This is a genomic window from Ruegeria sp. AM7 (genome assembly GCF_056535965.1).
On record NZ_JBQFJE010000003.1, the window covers coordinates 2,735,139 to 2,753,281 of the forward strand.

The window sequence follows — 18,143 nt, forward strand, 5'->3', positions numbered from 1 at the left end:
GCGGGCGATCAGGGACGGGGCGCGAAACCACGCCCCGTCCAGGTTCCTGAACTTAACGGAACAGCGACAGGATCGACTGTGGCGCCTGATTGGCGATCGACAGCGACTGGGTGGCCAGCTGCTGTTGCACCTGCAGGGCCTGCAGACGGGCCGAGGTCTCTTCCATGTCGGCGTCAACCAGCGAGCCGATACCGGATTTGAACGAGTCCGCCAGGTTCGAGATGAACTCTTTCTGGGTTTCGATCCGACCCTGCGACGAACCGAAGGCCGCCGAGGCATCAATAGCCGTGTCAATCAATGTCTCAATCGTGCCCAGAGCGGCAGTGGCGCCGGCACCGGTGGACACATCAATCGAAGACAAAGCACCCAGACCACCAGAACCAGCATTGGCGAACTGACCACTGACAGTCAGGTCGTTGCCACCGGCATTGGTGAAATCAAGTGTACCTGGTGTGCCGCTGTCATAATCCACGGTCAAACCGGTGATGCCCAACTCGTCAACTTTGCCTTTCAAAGCAATGGCAACGATGTCAGCGGTTGTTGTCGCTGCAGCATCATCAGCGGTCACGGTATAGGACACGGTCTTGTCGCCAACAGTAAGGCTAACGCTGTCTCCGGCCGCAAAGGCGGTGGCGTTTTCGGCAATTTCAATCTGTTCGTTACCGCCACCATTATCCAGCGCGATCGCGACAGTGTCACCGTTGGCCGAGGCACCCGCTGAGCTGCCCGAGAAAATGTCATTGGCCGTATAGCCCCCAACCGACAGATCCTGCCCCGTGACGGTAATGGAAGAGGCCGTAACAGCGCCCGTCGCGTCACGATCCAGCGAAGCCAGAATAGAAGCTGAACCGGCCGACCCGTTAACCAGATTAAGCCCGTTGAACTGGGCCGCTCCGACAACAGCGGTGATCTGATCGCGCAGCGCGGTTACGTCGTCGTTGATCTTGCCGCGATCCACGTTGTCTTCCTGCGCCGCGACGATCTTGCCTTTCATCTGGTTCAGCAGATCAGTCACGGTCTCCGATGCGTTCCGCGCCACCGCGACAGTGGACTCACCCAAGGCGAGGCTGTCTTTGATCGCGTTGAACCCTTTGACGTCGGATTCCATGACTTTCGAGATTGCCCACACAGCCGAGTTGTCCTTGGCCGTAGCAACATCTTTACCGGTCGAGATCGCGTTCTGGGTCATCGCCAGGTTCTTGTTGACCGATTTCAGGGTCTGCAGCGCAACCATTGCGCCATTGTTGGTCAGAATGCTGGACATAGCTTCTTCCTTTTTTCGTATGGGCCCTTTGCGCCCGTGCTAACCCCGCACCACATGCGGGCTTTAACGTCTTTCTGATCATTGCGATCCGCCGTCGGGCTGTTCGCGCCACCTGCTGTTTCAGATGCCCGACCACCTTTGCCGCCGATCCCCTAACGGAGTGCTAAAACCCAAACGTGGAAAAATTCGGATTTGAATCAAACCGACATCTATGCCCGTTTTTCCAGTTTCGGGTGACTGCGCACCGCGAAGCCATTGCGTTGCCCATCAGCCCCGTAAGTGCTGAATTCCTGACGCACCCGGCGCAGTTCAGCCATGCGCGCGGCCACAGCGCGAATCCCATCCGCCGCGCTGTTCAGCAGTGCCTGGTTCCGCTCGACCTTTTTTTGCACGCGAATCAAATCCTCGCTGTCGAACACATCCAGTTCGTTGATCGCCCCAATCAGTTTTTCCTTTGCAGGGACCATATGATTAAGCCGATCCAGATCACCTTCGATCAGAGCAGAGCGCTCCAGGTCCAAAACCTCTTCAAGAGACTGCACCAGATCAGGTTCAGATTTTGTCGGCATTGGTTTTCTCCATCATGGACCGCAAAAGAAGTTCTGAAAGGCCAACGCCACCGGATTCGACCAGCTGGCGTGCTTGGTGCTGAACAAGAAAAGATGAGAACTGGTCTTCGCCCGCACCGCCACCAAAGGCTTTGCGCGCTTCACCCAACCCTGCCGACTTGAGCATTTCCGAAAGAAATGCTGCCTCAATCTCGACCGCGGCAGAGCGCAGCCTGTCGGATGTGGTGGGTGTTTGATGCGTAGGTAAGGTCGCAGAGATCTGCATTGTTTTCTCCGAAATTTACGTCGAACTTTCTTGATCAAAGGCGAAAGCGGTTAAAATAAACGTAACTTCCTGCAGGCAGATTTCGGGTCACACAACCGGAGTCGGAGCAAAATGCCCAACCCTCTTACAGCGGCGATGTCAGCGCCGACCACCCATGCAAAAGGCAACCAGAACGCGCAGGAACAGCCTGAACAGAAAGAGGCGGGTTCGTTTCAATCCGTTCTGGACGAGCAGACAGAAACGACCACCGATGATGCCGAAACGCCGGATGTTCCGACGCCAGAGGCTGAGGCGGCACAACATGAGCTGCCCATCAGCGACGAACCTACAGATGCCGAGCCTTTGCCAACTGACCGACCAACCTCGTTGGCCAATGGCAATCATGAGGTCCAACCAGATCGCGCCATTCTAGTTTTTGGGAATGCACTAGCGCTGGAAAAACCGGCGGTCAGGGGCGAGGCGGCGGCTGCCATCATCGTCAAGCCGGATACACCAATCCAACAGTCCGGCCGTGTCGCGTCTGATCTACCACATGTTTCACCGACCAAGACTCCCGCGCCCGTAGCGCCTGACGTTAATCGGGCAGTGAATTCGACATCACTGGCCCAAGCAACTCAAACGTCCAAAGCGCCGACACCGGTTCTGTCAGAACATGCAGCCGATCCGAACTTGGTCGAGCCAGCTCAGGACGCTCCGGCCGCGCAGCCGCGCACGCCGATCAATACAGCAACCAGCCTTGTTCAAATGCAGATCATGGCGACAGAAAAAAACCCTGTTGTCCCCGACGTTGCCGCCACACCCGAATTAGACGAAATCCCGGCTTTCAAAGATGTATCACCCACATCCTCAACCCGCGACACTATGGCAGCCGCGCAAGCTTTGACCGCATCTGCCCGCGCCGAGACGGCCCGCGCAGTCGCAGGTCAAATGGCTGCGGCAATCCACACGCGACCGCAATCAGGTATGATCGAGATCGCCCTTAACCCCGAAGAACTGGGGCGCGTTTCGATCGTCATGAATGGCCGCGACGATGGGCTACATCTGACGATCGCCACCGAACGCCCCGAAACACTGGACATGATCCGGCGGCACATCTCGTTGCTAGAGGCCGAGTTCAAGTCCCTTGGACTGGGGGATTTGTCTTTCGATCTCGGGACTTCGTCTGACACGGGATCGGACGAACAGAACGATGCGCACACTGCGGCATCAGAACCCGAACACGCGACCCAAGCGCAACAAGACCCTTCGGCCCGACCAATAATTGGCACCCTCGGGCGCATCGACATGAGGCTTTGACAATGATCACTCCTATTCAATCTGCAACTCAACCCGGCAACACGGCACAGACCACCGCACCTTCTGTTTCATCCGGGCTGGCCTCGGATTTTGAAACCTTCTTGCTGATGCTGACGGCTCAAGCAAAGAACCAGGACCCTCTCGAGCCGTTGGACTCGACGGAATACGCCTCGCAACTGGCGCAGTTTTCAATGGTCGAACAACAGGTCCAGACCAACGATCTTCTGACTGGTCTGGCCTTGTCGATGGGCAACGTGGATATGGGCGAGCTTGCCAGCTGGGTCGGGATGGAAGTCCGGTCACCGGCCGCGTTCCGCTTTGATGGCCAGCCCGTTACTTTGCTTGCGCAGGCCAGCGCGGCGGCGGACAGCGCCGTCATGGTCATCCGCGACAAGGACGGGACAGTGATCGACCGCATCCCCGTTCCGACCGATCAGGCAGAGTTCGAATGGGCAGGCACAGACGGGACCGGCACGCCCCTGCCGACCGGCTCTTATTCCGCCACTTTGGAAAGCTATGACGGCGAAGAGCTTGTGTCACAGCAGCTGGCCGCGGTCTACAACCGGGTCGTAGAAGCACAAGTCGGAGAGGGTGCTGTCCTTCTGACCTTGGAAAGCGGGCAGGTTGTGCCGGTTGGAAACGTGACTGCAGTCAGAGCGGGCGCTTGATCTAAGAGGCGAGACAGGCCAAAGGTTTGCAACCTTCGACTCGTTTTTCAAACGGTGATCCCGCTGCCTGACCAGACGCCTCCTACACAAGACCTTGTCAACCGGCTGCGCGACGCGGGGCTTATCGGAGCGGGTGCGCAGTTTCGCACCTTGTATGGCGGGCGCACCAATCAGGTGTGGAAAGTGCTCGGCGGAGATGGTGACAAGGTCCTAAAGCTCTACCGTGACAATCGATGCAATCCCCTGTTTCGCAATGATCCCGAACTAGAGGCGCGGTGTCTGCGCGCATTGGAACAGACCGGCTTTGTGCCGCGTTTGCGAACCACCGGGACGCATGGGCAAGGTCATTGGGTATTCTACGACCATGCGCCGGGATCGCCCTGGTCGACCGGGCCAGAGGCTGTCGGTGTGTTATTGCGCGATCTGCACGACCTTAAAATCCCAGTTCAGGCCCCAGCCGGATGCAACGGAAGCGCCGATTTGGAGGCTCATACGCTAAACATTCTGAACGGGTGCGAGTCCGCGATGAAGGCCCGCCTCAACCGAATGCGCCCGGCGACATCGGTTCCGCCGTCACACCAAACCTGCTTGATCCATGGAGATCCGGTGGCCGGCAATATTCTGGTCGACGGTTCGGCATTGACTTTGATCGACTGGCAATGCCCCGCACAGGGCGACCCCTGCGAAGACCTTGCCATGTTCCTGTCGCCTGCCATGCAACAGGTCTATCGCGGCGCGCCCCTGACCCCCGATGAGGAAAACGCCTTTTTGGCGGCCTATAATCACCCGGCCACGACGTCGCGCTATCTTGCGTTGCGTCCCTGGTATGCCTGGCGCATGGCAGCCTATTGCCTGTGGCGTATCGAGCGCGGGGCCGAAGACTATGCGAAGGGCCTGGAACTGGAACTCAAGTCACTGTGACCGGGTCACATGTCCGCAAGCCCCATCATCCAATAGGCGGGCGGCATCAATGCCCTCCGCCAGGGCCCCAGCGGAAACCGGGGAGGAGTACGCGTCATCGGAGTGGGAAGCTGCGGGCCTTGACCAAGGGCCAAATGGGCAAGTGCGCGCCCGCAATAAGTTCCCATCGCGACGCCGTTGCCGTGGAACGCAAACCCTGCAAACATGCCAGGCTGGCCCGGAACCGGCCCCACATAGGGCGTTAACCCCCGTGTTAAACACACCATTCCCGACCAGATATGGGTGATATCCACTGCGCTCCATTCCGGGAACATCTGTGTGAAGTCACGGTGAACTTTATGTCGAATCGCGGCCTCAGCTCGGGGTGAGGATCGCAGACCGCCGCGCATTCCAAACAGGAACCGTCGGTCGGGCAACAGCCGGAAATAATGCAGCAGGTGCCGCGTGTCATAAGACATCTGATCCGTGGTCCAGCCTTGCGCCGCCAACTCGAGTTTAGTCAAGGGACGAGTCACGAGTACCGTGGACTGGGCGGGCATGTAGCGCCCGGACATCCAGTCCGGCACATCCTCGCTGGAATACCCATTGGTGCAAATCAAGACATTTGATGCACGCACTTTCCCTACAGGTGTTGTGACCTCAAAACCCTGAGCGATCTTTTGCAGTTCCTGGACGGCGCTTTTCTGAAACAGTTTTGCACCATTTCGCTGCGCCGCTTCGGCCAGTCCGAACAAGTACTTCCGGGGGTTCAGGCCAAAGCCCACAGGGTTCGTATACCCGCCATGAAACGCGCCACCGAAACCGAGACCGGGCAAGTCCTTGGCTTCGTGCAAAACTCCGGTCGAATCCGCACCTTTCCTAAGGGCAGACATGGCCCGCGCATTGTGCGCCAGCTGGGTCTCTCCTTTCGAATGGAGGTCCGCATCAATCCGATGGTCCCTTAGGAGATCGGCCACGAGATGAACGGCATCCTCTTCGGCTTGTCCGTATTCACGCGCAGCAGAAGCTCCGAACCTGCGGAACATTGCCTTCGGGCTGAGTTTTGAACCGCCCAGACAGCAGAACCCACCGTTTCGCCCGGACGCGCCCCAGCCGGGCGTCTCGGCCTCAAGCACAGCGACAGACGTACCCTCTTGCGCCAAATGTAGCGCTGCGGAAAGGCCCGTGAACCCACCACCCACGACCGCGACATCAACCGTCAGGTCTCCTTTCATTTCCGGCCAATTCAGGCTGGGAATGGTCTCATCCCACCAGCATCCTGCCCGGGGTCCAGGGCCATAAGTGTAGTCCGGGAACAGCCGTTTCATTCGGCACGCGCCGCGGCCATTTCATCCTGCTTTTGGCGTATCATCGCCCGTTTTGTCACCAATGACGCGGTGATGACCCCAACCGTCACAACTGCAATCATCAACGTGGACAGCGCATTGATCTCGGGGCTGACACCCAGCCTGACCGCCGAGAAGATCTTGATCGGCAGGGTTGTGGCCGACGGCCCCGAGGTAAAGGACGCAATCACCAGATCATCCAGCGACAGGGTAAAGGCCAGCAACCAGCCGGAAATCACGGCAGGCGCGATGATCGGCAGCGTCACCAGTCGGAACGCTTGCGCGGGCGAACAACCAAGGTCAAGAGCGGCCTCTTCCAGCGACTGATCGAACGTGACCAAGCGCGACGAGACAACGACCGATACGAAACACATCGAAAAGGTCGTATGCGCCAGAACGATGGTCAGGATACCGCGATCCAGCCCGATGCCGATGAACAGCAGCAGCAGCGACAGGCCGGTGATCACCTCGGGCATCACCAGCGGAGCGTAGATCATACCGGAGAACAGCGTTCGACCGAAGAAACGCCCGCCGCGCACCAGCACATAAGCGGCGGCGGTGCCCAGAATGGTCGCCAGCGTTGATGAGAAAACGGCCACCCGGATCGTGACCCAGGCCGCGTCCAGAAACGCCTCATTCTGCAGCAGCTCTCCGTACCATTTGGTCGAGAAACCGGCCCAGACCGTCACCAGTTTGCCCGCGTTGAAGCTGTAGATGATCAGGATCACCATCGGGATGTAGAGAAACGCAAAGCCCAGCGTCAGCGAGACCGCATTGAACCAACTGAGCCTGTTCATCGCTCGGCCTCCGCCTGTTTTTGCTGGTTGCGCTGGAACAGCACGATGGGGATCACAAGGATCAGCAGCAGTACTACGGCCACGGCGCTGGCCACCGGCCAGTCGCGGTTCGAGAAGAACTCCTCCCACAGCACCTTGCCGATCATCAGCGTGCCCGAGCCGCCCAGAAGCGAGGGGATCACGAACTCGCCAATCACCGGGATCATCACAAGGAAACACCCCGCGATTATGCCGGGGCGCGATAGCGGGATCGTCACCAGCCAGAACGCCTGCAGGCGCGAACAGCCCAGGTCTTCGGCGGCCTCGATCAAAGAGCCGTCCATCCGCTCCAGAGAGGAATAGATCGGCAGGATCATGAAAGGCAGATAGGTATAAACCACACCGATATAGACCGCCGTATTGGTATTGAGGATCGTCAGCGGGGTTGAAATGATCCCCGTCCACAGCAGCAGCTGGTTCAGATAGCCTTCGTTCGACAGGATGCCCATCCACGCGTAAACGCGGATCAGGAACGAGGTCCAGAAGGGCAGGATCACCAGCATCATCAGCGTCGGCCGCCACTCAGCCGGGGCGCGGGCCATGCCGTAAGCGATAGGATAGCCCACCAGCAGCGTGAAAAACGTGGAAATCACCGCGATTTTGACGCTGGACAGATAGGCTTTCCAATACAGGTCGTCCTCGGTCAGCCAGACGAAGTTTTCAAAATCCAATTGGCTGAAGAATTCTTTGATTCCCGACCAGCCCTGCGAGAAGTCCAGCGTTGGCGTGTAAGGCGGGATCGCCAGTTCGATATCCGACAGCGAGATTTTCAGGACGATAAAAAACGGCACCAGAAACAATGCCAACAGCCAGATATAGGGGACGGCGATAAGAAAGGCGCGGCGCATCAGTCGGCCAGCAGAACCGCAGCCGTTGCTGTCCAGGACAGCCAGACCGGGTCTTCCCAGGTAAAGGACCGGCGCGAGATACGGCGGGTATTGGCCGTCTGCGCCTTGATGATCGTGCCGGTGGGCAGTTCCACGTAATAGGTGGACAGGTTGCCCAGATAGGCGATGTCATGCACCTTGCCCTGCACCGCATTGATCGCCTCGGCGGGGCGGTCGGCAGAAATCGTCACCTTTTCGGGGCGGATTGCCAGATGGCAGGTCTGACCCTGCGCGAACCCATTGGCCGAGGTCGCGGTCAACGGGGCCTGCCCTTCGGCCCAATCGATCTGATAGGTGTCTTCGCCATTGGCGGTGGCGCGGCCTTCGATGATATTCACGTCGCCAATAAAGTCGGCGACATAGACCGAGTTGGGGTTCTCATAAATCCGGTCCGGCGTGGCGACCTGCATCAGCTGTCCCTGATCCATTACGGCCACGCGGCTGGCCACGGTCATAGCTTCCTCCTGATCATGGGTCACGATGACAAAGGTGGTGCCGGTCTTTTCCTGAATATCCATCAGTTCAAACTGCGTGTCCTGCCGCAGCTTCTTGTCCAGCGCCCCCAACGGCTCGTCCAGCAGCAACAGCTTGGGCGCTTTCGCCAAAGACCGCGCCAGCGCAACCCGCTGTCGCTGCCCGCCCGAGATCTGGTGCGGTTTCCGACGCGCGAATTGCGTCAGCCGGGTCAGACGCAGCATTTCCTCGACCCGCTCCTCAAGATCATGCTTGGGCATGTTGTCCCGGCGCAGACCAAAGGCGATGTTTTCCCAGATGCTTAAGTGCGGGAACAGCGCGTAGGACTGGAACATCATGTTTACCGCCCGCTTATTCGGCGGGATCGGGTCGATATCCTGACCGCCCAACATGATGTGGCCCTCGGTGGGTGTTTCGAACCCCGCCAACATCCGCATCATCGTGGTTTTGCCGCAGCCCGATGGCCCCAGCAGAGCGAAAAATTCTTTCTCGAAAATATCCAGAGACAGGTTGTCGATTGCCGTAAAGTCTCCAAACCGCTTGGTGACATTCTGGAATTGGATCAAGGGTTTCGCCTGTGGGTCTTCCCACGGCGCAAAGACGTCAGAGTTCACTACAGCCCCCGTTCGGCAATCTTGGAAAAAACAGCAAGGCGGGAACCCCGCCTTGCCTTGGCAAATCGGTTCAGGTGCCCGATTTGATTTTGGTCCACAGACGGGTCACAACCCGCTGCGTTTTTGCCGGGTAGGGCGTGGTGATGTAGAGATTCTGCATCGTCGCGTCGTCCGGGTAGATCGCCGGATCGCCGATCACGTCTTCCTCAAGGAACTCTTGCGAGGCTTTGTTGCCATTGGCGTAATAAACATAGTTCGACGCCGCAGCCATGTTGTTGGCATCCAGAATGAAGTTCAGGAACTTGTGTGCGCCTTCTGGGTTCGGAGCATCTGCCGGGATGGCCATCTGGTCAAACCACATCAGCGAGCCTTCAGCGAACGGATGGTATTCTATCTCGACCCCGTTATCGGCCTCGGCCGCACGGTCGCGGGCCTGTAGAATGTCACCCGACCAACCCACGGCCACGCAGATATCACCATTGGCCAGCGCGTTGATGTATTCCGAACTGTGGAACTTCTGGATATGCGGACGCACGCTGGTCAGAACTTCTTCGACCTTCTTGATGACGTCCGGATCGTGGCTGTCCGGATCTTCGCCCAGATATTGCAACGTCATGGGGATCATCTCGGCAGGCGCATCCAGGAAATGCACACCGCACCCGGCGAGCTTCTCCATGTTTTCCGGGTTCAGCACCAACTCCATGCTATTCAGCGCGACGTCATCGCCCAGCGCCTCTTTGACCTTACCAACATTGACGCCGATCCCCGTGGTGCCCCACATGTAGTTGATCGAGAAGGCGTTGTCGGGGTCGTAACCTGCGGTCCGTTCCTGAATGACGTCCCAAAGATTCCCAGAGTTATCCAGCTTGGAATTATCCAGTTGCTGGAAAGCCCCCGCTTGAATCTGACGTTGAAGGAACGTGCCGGACGGAACCACCACATCATAGCCTGACCCACCGGCCAGCATCTTGGTTTCCAGAACCTCGTTGCTGTCGAACACGTCGTAAACCAGCGTCAGGCCGGTTTCTTCCTCGAATTTCTGCAAAAGGTCTTCGTCGATGTAATCCGACCAGTTGTAAACACGCACTTCTTCAGCGAAGGCCGCCGAAGTCCCCAATGCGATGACCGCTGTCAGTGTCAGCGTTTTGATTGACATTTTATTCTCCCTGCAAGTGTGCGGGTATTTTCCCGTTTTTTTGGATTTGATCAAGTTTTGCGTTTTTCCCCGATCCGTCGTATGGTTTCACGAGGTCAGGCACCTGGCAAGTCAACACAATCGCAAACAGGGCAAACCAATTGGATTTGATCAAAAATAAGGCAACGAGGCCAGTGGCCGATGATCAGAAACGACCTGCCCACGAGCAGGTCTATCAGACGTTGCGCGCCCAGATCATGTATGGCGATCTGGTCCCCGGACAGCCTGTCACCATTCAAGGGCTGACTGATTCGCTGGACGTTGGCATGACCCCTGTTCGCGAAGCGATTCGCAGGCTGATCTCTGACGGAGCACTTATGTTTCAGGGCAATCGCCGGGTCAGCGTACCCTTACTGAAACACAGCGATATTCAACAGATGATTTTTGCTAGAATTTCAATAGAATCAGAGCTTTCCAGACGCGCGACAACCAACATGAGCGCTGTCGAAATAGATCATCTGACTCAGATCGATAAACAGTTGGACCGTACCATCGCCGACGGCGACGTCGGCGGATATCTGCGCCTCAACCACCTGTTTCATGAAACGCTCTATTCCTACGCAGACGCTCCGATTCTCAACGATTTGGCTGAACGGTTATGGCTGCGGTTCGGCCCCTCACTGCGTGTCGTTTGCGGTCGTTTCGGAACCCAAAGCCTGCCCGACCGTCACAAAGATATCATAACGGCGCTCCGCCGTAAGGACCCCGACCGGGTCGCGAAAGCCACCGCGCAGGACATCGAACAAGGAATGGAGCTGATGGCAGGTGCCTTGTCATCTACCTAGATAAATGCGATTCGATTGACAGAAAAAAATTTGATCATATTGTGACTACTAATTGCTCTTGCAGGAGATTCCCCGATGTCGACCATCACAAATCACATGCCGACTGCCGAATTGCAGGCACTGGATGCCGCCCACCACATGCACCCGTTCTCGGCCAATGGCGCGCTCGGGAAAGAGGGTGCCCGCGTCATCACCCGCGCCAAGGGCGTCTATCTGACCGATAGCGAGGGCGAGGAAATTCTGGATGCCATGGCGGGTCTTTGGTGTGTCAATGTCGGCTATGGCCGCGACGAGCTGGCCGAGGCAGCTGCGCGACAAATGCGCGAACTACCCTACTACAATACCTTCTTCAAAACCACGCATGTCCCCGCCATCGCGCTGGCTAAAAAGCTGGCCGAACTGGCGCCGGGCGATCTGAACCACGTGTTCTTCGCCGCCGGCGGGTCCGAAGCAAACGACACCAATATCCGCCTTGTACGCACTTATTGGGCCGAAAAAGGCCAACCCGACAAGAATATCATCATCAGCCGCCACAATGCCTATCACGGTTCGTCCGTGGGTTCGGCCTCGCTGGGGGGCATGGCGGGAATGCACGCGCAGGGTGGTATTCCGATCCCGAACATTCACCACATCAACCAGCCGAACTGGTGGGCCGAAGGCGGCGACATGTCGCCCGAAGAATTTGGTTTGGCCCGCGCGCAGGAACTGGAAGAGGCAATTCTTGAATTGGGCGAAAACCGCGTCGCGGCCTTCATCGCCGAGCCGGTTCAGGGCGCAGGTGGCGTGATCGTCGCCCCCGACAGCTATTGGCCCGAAATCCAGCGTATCTGCGACAAATACGATATCCTGCTGATCGCGGATGAGGTCATCTGCGGCTTTGGCCGCACTGGCAACTGGTTCGGGTCGCAAACCGTGGGCATCCGCCCCCATATCATGACTATCGCCAAGGGCCTCAGCTCGGGTTACGCGCCCATCGGAGGTTCCATCGTCAATGATGAGATCGCCGAGGTGATCGGCGGCACCGAATTCAACCACGGCTACACCTATTCCGGCCACCCGGTCGCCGCCGCCGTGGCACTGGAAAATCTACGTATCCTCGAAGAAGAAAAGATCGTGGACCACGTCCGCGACGTCGCCGCCCCCTACCTGAAAGAAAAATGGGAGGCGCTGGTCGATCACCCGCTGGTGGGCGAAGCGAAAATCGTCGGTATGATGGCCTCAATCGCGCTGACACCCGACAAGGCAAGCCGCGCTAAGTTCGCCTCAGCCCCCGGCGCCGTCGGCTATGTCTGCCGCGACCGTTGCTTTGGCAACAACCTGATCATGCGCCATGTGGGGGACCGGATGATCATCTCACCTCCGCTGATCCTGACCCCATCGGATATCGACGAGATGTTCGTGCGCATCCACAAATCGCTGGACGAAGCCCAGGCCGACATTATCGAACAAGGGCTGATGAAAGCCGCAAGCTGATCCGCGCAGCTTCATCTGGCCCAAAATACCTCGGGGGAGGCGCGGCTTGCCGCGACGGGGGCAGAGCCCCCTCCCCTACCTCAAACGTTCTAGCAACCGCAGGGTTGGATAACCATCCGGTACCAAACCCTGCGCCAACTGATAGGCCCGCACCGCGTTGACAGTATTCGGGCCTGTGCGCCCGTCGATTCCTTGGGTATCGAACCCAGCCTCGGTCAAAAGGCTCTGCAGCTCTTTCTTTTCGGTAAAGCTCAGTATCCGGTCATCGCGGGGCCAAGAAGTCTGAAACGGGCCGCCACCGACCAGCCGATCCGATAAATGACCGATCCCGATCACATAGGCATCGGCACCGTTGTATTTCTCGATCACCTTGAAATTCTCGAATATCATGAAGGCCACGCCTTGGCCGCCTGCCGGCAATAGAATGGCCGCCTTTCCATGATCCGGAATAGCCTGCCCATCGCGTCCAACAACACCAAGCGCGGCCCATTCGGATGGCATCAACCTATGGTCCCGCTTGGCCGAGGCAAAATCGAAACCGCCTGGCAACTGCACTTCGATCCCCCAGGGTTGACCCTTTTTCCACCCATGTCGCGCCAGGTAGGATGCAGCCGAAGCCAAAGCGTCTGTCGGGTCGTCGGACCAGATATCTCGCCGTCCGTCGCCATCAAAATCCACCGCATGTTCCAAATACGAGGTCGGCATAAACTGCGTATGACCCATTGCGCCCGCCCAACTGCCTGTCATAGCACCGGGCTCGACATCGCCAGCCTGAATGATCTGCAAGGCCGCCACCAGTTGCGCCTCGAAGAAAGACGCCCGACGTGCGTCGAACGCCAGCGTTGCCAGCGACCGGATCGTCTGATCTCCGCCCCGAAACGAACCATACGACGTCTCAAGCCCCCAGATGGCCGTTACAACTTCTTTCTCGACGCCATATTGCGCTTCGATCCGGGTCAAGACCGCGTCATGGCGCTCCAACCCGGCGCGTCCATTCGCAATTCGCCGGTCTGATACGGCAGAGTCCAGATACTCCCAGATTGGCTTCGAGAACTCGGCTTGATTGCGATCGCGCTTGATAACGTCCCAATCGTAAGTCAGCCCCGCCAATGACCGGTCCAACGTCGTCGCAGATATACCTTGCTGCAACGTGCGTTCGCGGAACGCTCCCAGCCACGCCTGAAAGCGCGCATTCCCTTCGGTTGACACGCGGATCTCCTTAAACTCTGGCCGAACAACCGGCCGTATCGACACGGTGACATCGGCCGATGCGAGCTCGTGAATCTGTGGGCCATTGGCCGAGTTGATAGAATCCGCCTGCACTATGGATGCCCATAATGCAGCGGTCATGACGCCGCTTACGCATTTATGCATTCCGATTTTCCTGATTACTGCTCAACACCAAGGTAGCGCATAATGGCGAAATCACAAAGAGCTCAGGTTTCGTCCTCGCGGAGTTTTGCTGCCCGCTCGGCCCGCAACCGATCCAGCGCTTGCCGAAGCAGAGGCACCCTGTTGGGCCGGAAAAAGTCTTCGGTCAGGGCCATGTCGCGCATACGGTCCAGCCGGAATATCCTGAAATCCTGCCGTAAATGGCACCAACTGATCAAAACGCTTGCCCGGTCCATATATACGATACTCAGCGGATTCACCCGACGACGGGTGGCATCCCCCTTGGCATCGGTATAGGCAAACTCGACTGTGCGTTCATCCCATGTGGCCTGTCTCAGATCGCGCACATCTATGGTTGGCCGGGCCGGGCGATCAAACCGGGTGGCCGTCAGGACGGCGTGTGACAGGCGATGCGACTGGCGGTGTGGCAAGCGTCCCTGCAGCTTGCGCAGAACCGCCCCAGCCGCATCTGCCAGACCTGGATCGCCAATGGATTGCACCTCACGCAGGCCCAAAACCAGTGCCTCTAGCTCGTCATCGGTGAAGCCCAAAGGCGGCAGAGTCGCATCCTCGATCAGGGTGAACCCAAACCCTGCCTCTCCGTCGATGACGGCCCCCAGTCCGCGCAAAGCGTCGATGTCACGATGAACGGTGCGAGCAGAGACGCCCAGATCCTGCGCCAGTTGGACCGAGGTCTTGGGCGACGGGCCAGAGCGCAAGGCTTGCATCAGTTGGAACAGGCGAGCGGTGCGAGACATATCGCAATCTAGACTAAGGCTAATGACAGAAACTGTCATTATGGCATCTTATCCAAACGGCATCTTAACGACTCCGGAGCCAACGATGCTGACCCTTCTGACCTTCCCTGCCGCCTTCGGCCAATTCAGCGCCAGCCCTTTTTGCGTCAAAACGGCGTATATGTTGCAACTGTCCGGCCAAAGCTGGCAGCGGTCCGATATGCTGAACCCATCGAAGATGCCCCACCAGAAATTGCCTGTTTTGCGCACGTCTCAAAGGCTGGTGGCCGACAGCGACCTGATCCGGGACTGGCTGGAAACACAAGGGGCCAATTTCGATGCAAGCCTTAGTGATATTCAAAAGGCTCAGTCCCGCGCCCTGATCCGCATGGCCGAAGAACATATCTATAACCACGTCGTTCTGGATCGCTGGGGCAATGACGAGGTCTGGCCGATCCTGCGCGATATGTTCTTCACCGAGGTTCCTGCACTGATCCGTCGCCCCGTGACCCACGCAATCCGCAAATCGGTGATGAAGCGAATGGACGGAGCCGGTGTCTCGCGGTTCTCGGATACTGAGCGCACAGATCGCCTGGAACGTGACCTCGAAGCGATATCGGCCTTTTTGTGGCAGTCGCCCTTCCTGTTCGGTGAAAGCCCAACCGCCGCAGACATGAGCGTCGGGCCTGTACTGGCCGCGATGCGCGCGACACCAAAAGAAACTCAGCTGACGCGGCGCATCAAAACCGATACCTTGCTTAACAGTTATTTGGACCGGTTAGAGCAGGCGATCCCCCTATGACGCCCTTTCAAGACCCCGCTGTTCAGTCCGTTTTCGACGGGTACAAATCAGACACCCACAAGGGTGTGCTGGCCCTGCGTGAATTGATCTTTGAAACGGCCCTAGCTCTTCCCAGCGCCCAACCGCTGCAAGAAGCCTTGCGCTGGGGGCAACCCGCCTACCTGGCACCCAAAGGGTCCACAATCAGGTTAGGGGGCCACAAGACCGCTAGTTTCGCCCTGTTCGTCCATTGCCAAAGCCGTCTGATCAGTGATTTCACTTCGGCCTTCCCAGACGAGGATCGGCTGGAAGGCAACCGGGCAGTTCTTTTCGACGACCCCCGCCAGATTGACGCGAACCGCCACGGATGGCTGATTGCGCGGGCGCTGACCTATCACCTCTGACGGCGTTTGCGTTCGACCTTGCGCTTGATCTTGTCTTTCTTGCGCTTGGAACTGACCGCCTTTCGCCGCGCGCCGCGTTTCACTGGGCCGCGGCCGCGCGGCAGGGCTTGATCGTCGATGGACAGCAGCTCCAGCTCCAGCCCGCCCGTGACCGGTGTGGCCTGTGTCAGACGCACGGTGACGCGTTGACCGATGGCGATGATCAACCCGGTGTCTGATCCCATCAGCGTCCCGGCTTCGCGGTCGAAGTGGAAGAACTCACGCCCCAAGGATCGCACGGGCACCAACCCATCAGCGCCGGTTTCGTCCATCTTCACAAAGGCCCCGAACCGCGCGATGCCGCTGATGCGGCCGGTAAACTCATTGCCCACCCGCTCGCTCAAATAAGCCGCCAGATAGCGATCGGTTGTGTCGCGCTCGGCCATCATCGAACGCCGCTCGGTGTCCGAGATATGGGTGGCGGTTTCGTCCAGTCGCGCGATTTCATCCTCGGTCAGCCCATCTTCGCCCCATCCATGGGCCGAGATCAGCGCGCGATGCACGATCAGATCGGCATAGCGGCGAATGGGCGAGGTGAAATGCGCGTAGTTCCGCAAGGCCAGCCCGAAATGGCCAAAGTTTTCGGGGTTGTAATAGGCCTGTGCCATCGAGCGCAGGGTGCTGAGGTTGATCAACTCGGCATCTTCAGTGCCCGCAGCAGCGTTCAGCAGCGCGTTCAGATGGCGAGTCTGCAATACCTGCCCCTTGGCAAGGTTCAACCCGGCGGCCTGCGCGGTTTCCCGCAGGCTTTCCAACTTCTCGGGCGCGGGTTCTTCGTGGACACGAAACAGCAGCGGGCGGCGCTTGGCGATCAGAGTTTCAGCGGCAGCCACATTGGCGAGGATCATGAACTCCTCGATCAGCTTATGCGCGTCCAGCCGGTCGCGGAACGCCACGCTGGTCACCTCACCCGTATCGCTGAGCACGATCTTGCGTTCCGGCAGGTCCAGATCCAGCGGCTGCCGCTCTGCCCGTGCGGTTTTTAGCGCGGCATAAGCAGCATAGAGCGGCTTCAGAACTGTCTCTAACAGTGGGCCGGTGCGATCATTCGGCGACCCGTCGATGGCCTCCTGCACCTCGGCATAGTGCAACGACGCGGCCGAGCGCATCAGCCCGCGCACGAAACGGTGGCCGATCTTGTTACCCTCGGCGTCGATCTGCATCCGCACGGCGATACAAGCGCGCGGGACGCCTTCGTGCAGCGAGCACAAATCGCCCGACAGACGATCCGGCAGCATCGGCACCACCCGGTCGGGGAAATAGCTGGAATTGCCGCGCTTGCGTGCCTCACGGTCGAGCGCGGTGCCGGGCTGCACATAGGCGGCGACATCTGCGATAGCGACCCAGATTACATGGCCGCCGGGGTTCTTGGGGTCGTCATCAGCGTGCGCATAGCACGCGTCGTCATGATCCCGCGCATCTGAGGGGTCGATGGTCAGCAGCGGCATATCCCGCAGGTCTTCGCGGCCCTTCAGACCGACGGGTTTGGCCTTATCAGCCTCAGCGATCACCTTGTCCGGGAAGTCGTCCGGGATACCATGCTGGTGGATAGCAATCAGCGAGACCGCCTTGGGTGCGGTGGGATCGCCCAGCCGTTCCACGATGCGCGCACGAGGCAGGCCCATGCGGTTCTTGGGCCCGGCCTGTTCGGCCTCGACCAACTCACCATCCTTGGCGCCATGCACCGCACCATCAGGGACCAGCCATTCATTCTGGCCCGCTTTGTCGATGGGCACGATCCGCCCGCCCTCGGCCCCTTTGCGGAAGATGCCGACGATCTTGCGCGGGTTGGTGCCGATCCGGCGGATCAGACGGGCCTCATAATTGTGGTCTTCTTCATGTACCACGGTCAGGCGGGCCAGAATTCGGTCGCCCTCGCCCAAAGCCGGGTCACTGGCGCGGGTGATCAGCAAGACGATGGGCTCAACCCCCTCGCCATGCCATTCCAACGGGCGCGCAAACAGGTCGCCATCCACGTTCGGAGCCTTCACCTGCAGCACACTGACCGGCGGCAGACGATCCGGGTCGCCATAGCTGCGCTTGCGCTTTTCCAGATGGCCCTCGGCCTCCAGCTCGCGCAGGATGCGTTTCAGATCGATCCGCGCCGCGCCCTTGATCCCAAAGGCTTTGGCGATATCGCGTTTCGAGGTCAGGGTGGGGTTCGCCGAGATCCAGTCAAGGACCTCCTGCTTGGTGGGGATACGACTCATATATTTGG

The 18,143-nt window shown here is 58.7% G+C and carries 18 protein-coding genes; 7 read left to right on the forward strand and 11 right to left on the reverse strand.

From position 1 onward, the window contains the following. Positions 1-52: 52 nt before the first annotated feature. From ACR3EG_RS17660 to ACR3EG_RS17670, 3 genes are all read right to left on the reverse strand, one after another. Positions 53-1,264 carry a flagellin N-terminal helical domain-containing protein gene (locus ACR3EG_RS17660; protein WP_480497639.1) on the reverse strand — a complete coding sequence of 404 codons (1,212 nt, stop codon included), beginning with the start codon at positions 1,262-1,264 and terminating at the stop codon, positions 53-55. A gap of 209 nt (positions 1,265-1,473) precedes the next feature. Further along, entirely contained in the window at positions 1,474-1,833 is a 360-nt protein-coding gene (locus ACR3EG_RS17665; RefSeq protein WP_170355421.1) for a flagellar export chaperone FlgN, read from the reverse strand. Then, complete coding sequence (locus tag ACR3EG_RS17670; protein ID WP_480497637.1) at positions 1,817-2,098, reverse strand: rod-binding protein; 282 nt, start codon at positions 2,096-2,098, stop codon at positions 1,817-1,819. Before ACR3EG_RS17670 ends, ACR3EG_RS17665 begins: the two co-directional genes overlap by 17 nt. A gap of 111 nt (positions 2,099-2,209) precedes the next feature. Here ACR3EG_RS17670 and ACR3EG_RS17675 point away from each other — a divergent pair, with 111 nt between their 5' ends. From ACR3EG_RS17675 to ACR3EG_RS17685, 3 genes are read left to right on the forward strand one after another with little or no spacing between them, the layout of a single operon-like run. Continuing rightward, positions 2,210-3,394, forward strand: a complete 1,185-nt coding sequence (locus tag ACR3EG_RS17675; protein WP_480497635.1) for a flagellar hook-length control protein FliK — start codon at positions 2,210-2,212, stop codon at positions 3,392-3,394. Between the two features lie 2 nt (positions 3,395-3,396). Further along, positions 3,397-4,062: a flagellar hook capping FlgD N-terminal domain-containing protein gene (locus ACR3EG_RS17680; RefSeq protein ID WP_480497633.1), complete on the forward strand. Its 666-nt coding sequence runs from the start codon at positions 3,397-3,399 to the stop codon at positions 4,060-4,062. Between the two features lie 54 nt (positions 4,063-4,116). Further along, positions 4,117-4,983: a phosphotransferase gene (locus ACR3EG_RS17685; RefSeq protein ID WP_480497631.1), complete on the forward strand. Its 867-nt coding sequence runs from the start codon at positions 4,117-4,119 to the stop codon at positions 4,981-4,983. Between the two features lie 5 nt (positions 4,984-4,988). Here the strand turns inward: ACR3EG_RS17685 and ACR3EG_RS17690 are convergent, their stop codons facing one another. From ACR3EG_RS17690 to ACR3EG_RS17710, 5 genes are all read right to left on the reverse strand, one after another. Further along, positions 4,989-6,290 (reverse strand): NAD(P)/FAD-dependent oxidoreductase, encoded by a 1,302-nt coding sequence (locus ACR3EG_RS17690; protein WP_480497629.1) that lies wholly within the window; start codon positions 6,288-6,290, stop codon positions 4,989-4,991. Further along, complete coding sequence (locus ACR3EG_RS17695) at positions 6,287-7,105, reverse strand: ABC transporter permease (protein ID WP_480497628.1); 819 nt, start codon at positions 7,103-7,105, stop codon at positions 6,287-6,289. Before ACR3EG_RS17695 ends, ACR3EG_RS17690 begins: the two co-directional genes overlap by 4 nt. After that, positions 7,102-7,992, reverse strand: coding sequence for an ABC transporter permease subunit (locus ACR3EG_RS17700; RefSeq protein ID WP_480497626.1), 891 nt, complete (start codon positions 7,990-7,992; stop codon positions 7,102-7,104). The genes ACR3EG_RS17695 and ACR3EG_RS17700 overlap by 4 nt, the downstream gene beginning before the upstream one ends. Beyond that, entirely contained in the window at positions 7,992-9,119 is a 1,128-nt protein-coding gene (locus tag ACR3EG_RS17705; protein WP_480497624.1) for an ABC transporter ATP-binding protein, read from the reverse strand. Before ACR3EG_RS17705 ends, ACR3EG_RS17700 begins: the two co-directional genes overlap by 1 nt. Positions 9,120-9,189: 70 nt before the next feature. Continuing rightward, positions 9,190-10,275, reverse strand: a complete 1,086-nt coding sequence (locus tag ACR3EG_RS17710) for a polyamine ABC transporter substrate-binding protein (RefSeq protein WP_480497623.1) — start codon at positions 10,273-10,275, stop codon at positions 9,190-9,192. Positions 10,276-10,415: 140 nt separating this feature from the next. Between ACR3EG_RS17710 and ACR3EG_RS17715 the strand changes: the two genes are divergently transcribed. Next, positions 10,416-11,099, forward strand: coding sequence for a GntR family transcriptional regulator (locus ACR3EG_RS17715; RefSeq protein ID WP_480497621.1), 684 nt, complete (start codon positions 10,416-10,418; stop codon positions 11,097-11,099). A 75-nt stretch (positions 11,100-11,174) separates the two neighbouring features. Further along, positions 11,175-12,572 carry an aspartate aminotransferase family protein gene (locus tag ACR3EG_RS17720; RefSeq protein ID WP_480497619.1) on the forward strand — a complete coding sequence of 466 codons (1,398 nt, stop codon included), beginning with the start codon at positions 11,175-11,177 and terminating at the stop codon, positions 12,570-12,572. 75 nt (positions 12,573-12,647) lie between these two features. Here ACR3EG_RS17720 and ACR3EG_RS17725 read toward each other — a convergent pair whose 3' ends face one another. Continuing rightward, positions 12,648-13,946, reverse strand: coding sequence for a lytic murein transglycosylase (locus ACR3EG_RS17725; RefSeq protein WP_480501837.1), 1,299 nt, complete (start codon positions 13,944-13,946; stop codon positions 12,648-12,650). 62 nt (positions 13,947-14,008) lie between these two features. Then, the gene (locus ACR3EG_RS17730) at positions 14,009-14,722 is read right to left on the reverse strand and encodes a helix-turn-helix transcriptional regulator (RefSeq protein WP_480497615.1); all 714 of its coding nucleotides are present in this window, start codon (positions 14,720-14,722) and stop codon (positions 14,009-14,011) included. Between the two features lie 85 nt (positions 14,723-14,807). On the opposite strand from ACR3EG_RS17730, the gene ACR3EG_RS17735 reads away from it, so the two are divergent. Both ACR3EG_RS17735 and ACR3EG_RS17740 read left to right on the forward strand, forming a co-directional pair. Then, positions 14,808-15,503 (forward strand): glutathione S-transferase family protein, encoded by a 696-nt coding sequence (locus tag ACR3EG_RS17735; protein ID WP_480497613.1) that lies wholly within the window; start codon positions 14,808-14,810, stop codon positions 15,501-15,503. Then, a complete protein-coding gene (locus ACR3EG_RS17740; RefSeq protein WP_480497611.1) occupies positions 15,500-15,886 on the forward strand; it encodes a DUF1801 domain-containing protein in 387 nt (128 codons plus the stop codon). Before ACR3EG_RS17735 ends, ACR3EG_RS17740 begins: the two co-directional genes overlap by 4 nt. Here the strand turns inward: ACR3EG_RS17740 and rnr are convergent. Continuing rightward, the gene (gene rnr, locus ACR3EG_RS17745) at positions 15,877-18,135 is read right to left on the reverse strand and encodes a ribonuclease R (RefSeq protein WP_480497609.1); all 2,259 of its coding nucleotides are present in this window, start codon (positions 18,133-18,135) and stop codon (positions 15,877-15,879) included. The two genes, ACR3EG_RS17740 and rnr, sit on opposite strands and share 10 nt — an antisense overlap. Between the last annotated feature and the right edge of the window lie 8 nt (positions 18,136-18,143).

Bases quoted from the DNA above. Each gene is read 5' to 3' on its own strand.
- ACR3EG_RS17660 (WP_480497639.1), bottom strand. From the start codon at position 1,264: ATGTCCAGCATTCTGACCAACAATGGCGCAATGGTTGCGCTGCAGACC.
- ACR3EG_RS17665 (WP_170355421.1), bottom strand. From the start codon at position 1,833: ATGCCGACAAAATCTGAACCTGATCTGGTGCAGTCTCTTGAAGAGGTT.
- ACR3EG_RS17670 (WP_480497637.1), bottom strand. From the start codon at position 2,098: ATGCAGATCTCTGCGACCTTACCTACGCATCAAACACCCACCACATCC.
- ACR3EG_RS17675 (WP_480497635.1), top strand. From the start codon at position 2,210: ATGCCCAACCCTCTTACAGCGGCGATGTCAGCGCCGACCACCCATGCA.
- ACR3EG_RS17680 (WP_480497633.1), top strand. From the start codon at position 3,397: ATGATCACTCCTATTCAATCTGCAACTCAACCCGGCAACACGGCACAG.
- ACR3EG_RS17690 (WP_480497629.1), bottom strand. From the start codon at position 6,290: ATGAAACGGCTGTTCCCGGACTACACTTATGGCCCTGGACCCCGGGCA.
- ACR3EG_RS17695 (WP_480497628.1), bottom strand. From the start codon at position 7,105: ATGAACAGGCTCAGTTGGTTCAATGCGGTCTCGCTGACGCTGGGCTTT.
- ACR3EG_RS17700 (WP_480497626.1), bottom strand. From the start codon at position 7,992: ATGCGCCGCGCCTTTCTTATCGCCGTCCCCTATATCTGGCTGTTGGCA.
- ACR3EG_RS17710 (WP_480497623.1), bottom strand. From the start codon at position 10,275: ATGTCAATCAAAACGCTGACACTGACAGCGGTCATCGCATTGGGGACT.
- ACR3EG_RS17720 (WP_480497619.1), top strand. From the start codon at position 11,175: ATGTCGACCATCACAAATCACATGCCGACTGCCGAATTGCAGGCACTG.
- ACR3EG_RS17725 (WP_480501837.1), bottom strand. From the start codon at position 13,946: ATGCATAAATGCGTAAGCGGCGTCATGACCGCTGCATTATGGGCATCC.
- ACR3EG_RS17730 (WP_480497615.1), bottom strand. From the start codon at position 14,722: ATGTCTCGCACCGCTCGCCTGTTCCAACTGATGCAAGCCTTGCGCTCT.
- ACR3EG_RS17735 (WP_480497613.1), top strand. From the start codon at position 14,808: ATGCTGACCCTTCTGACCTTCCCTGCCGCCTTCGGCCAATTCAGCGCC.
- ACR3EG_RS17740 (WP_480497611.1), top strand. From the start codon at position 15,500: ATGACGCCCTTTCAAGACCCCGCTGTTCAGTCCGTTTTCGACGGGTAC.
- rnr (WP_480497609.1), bottom strand. From the start codon at position 18,135: ATGAGTCGTATCCCCACCAAGCAGGAGGTCCTTGACTGGATCTCGGCG.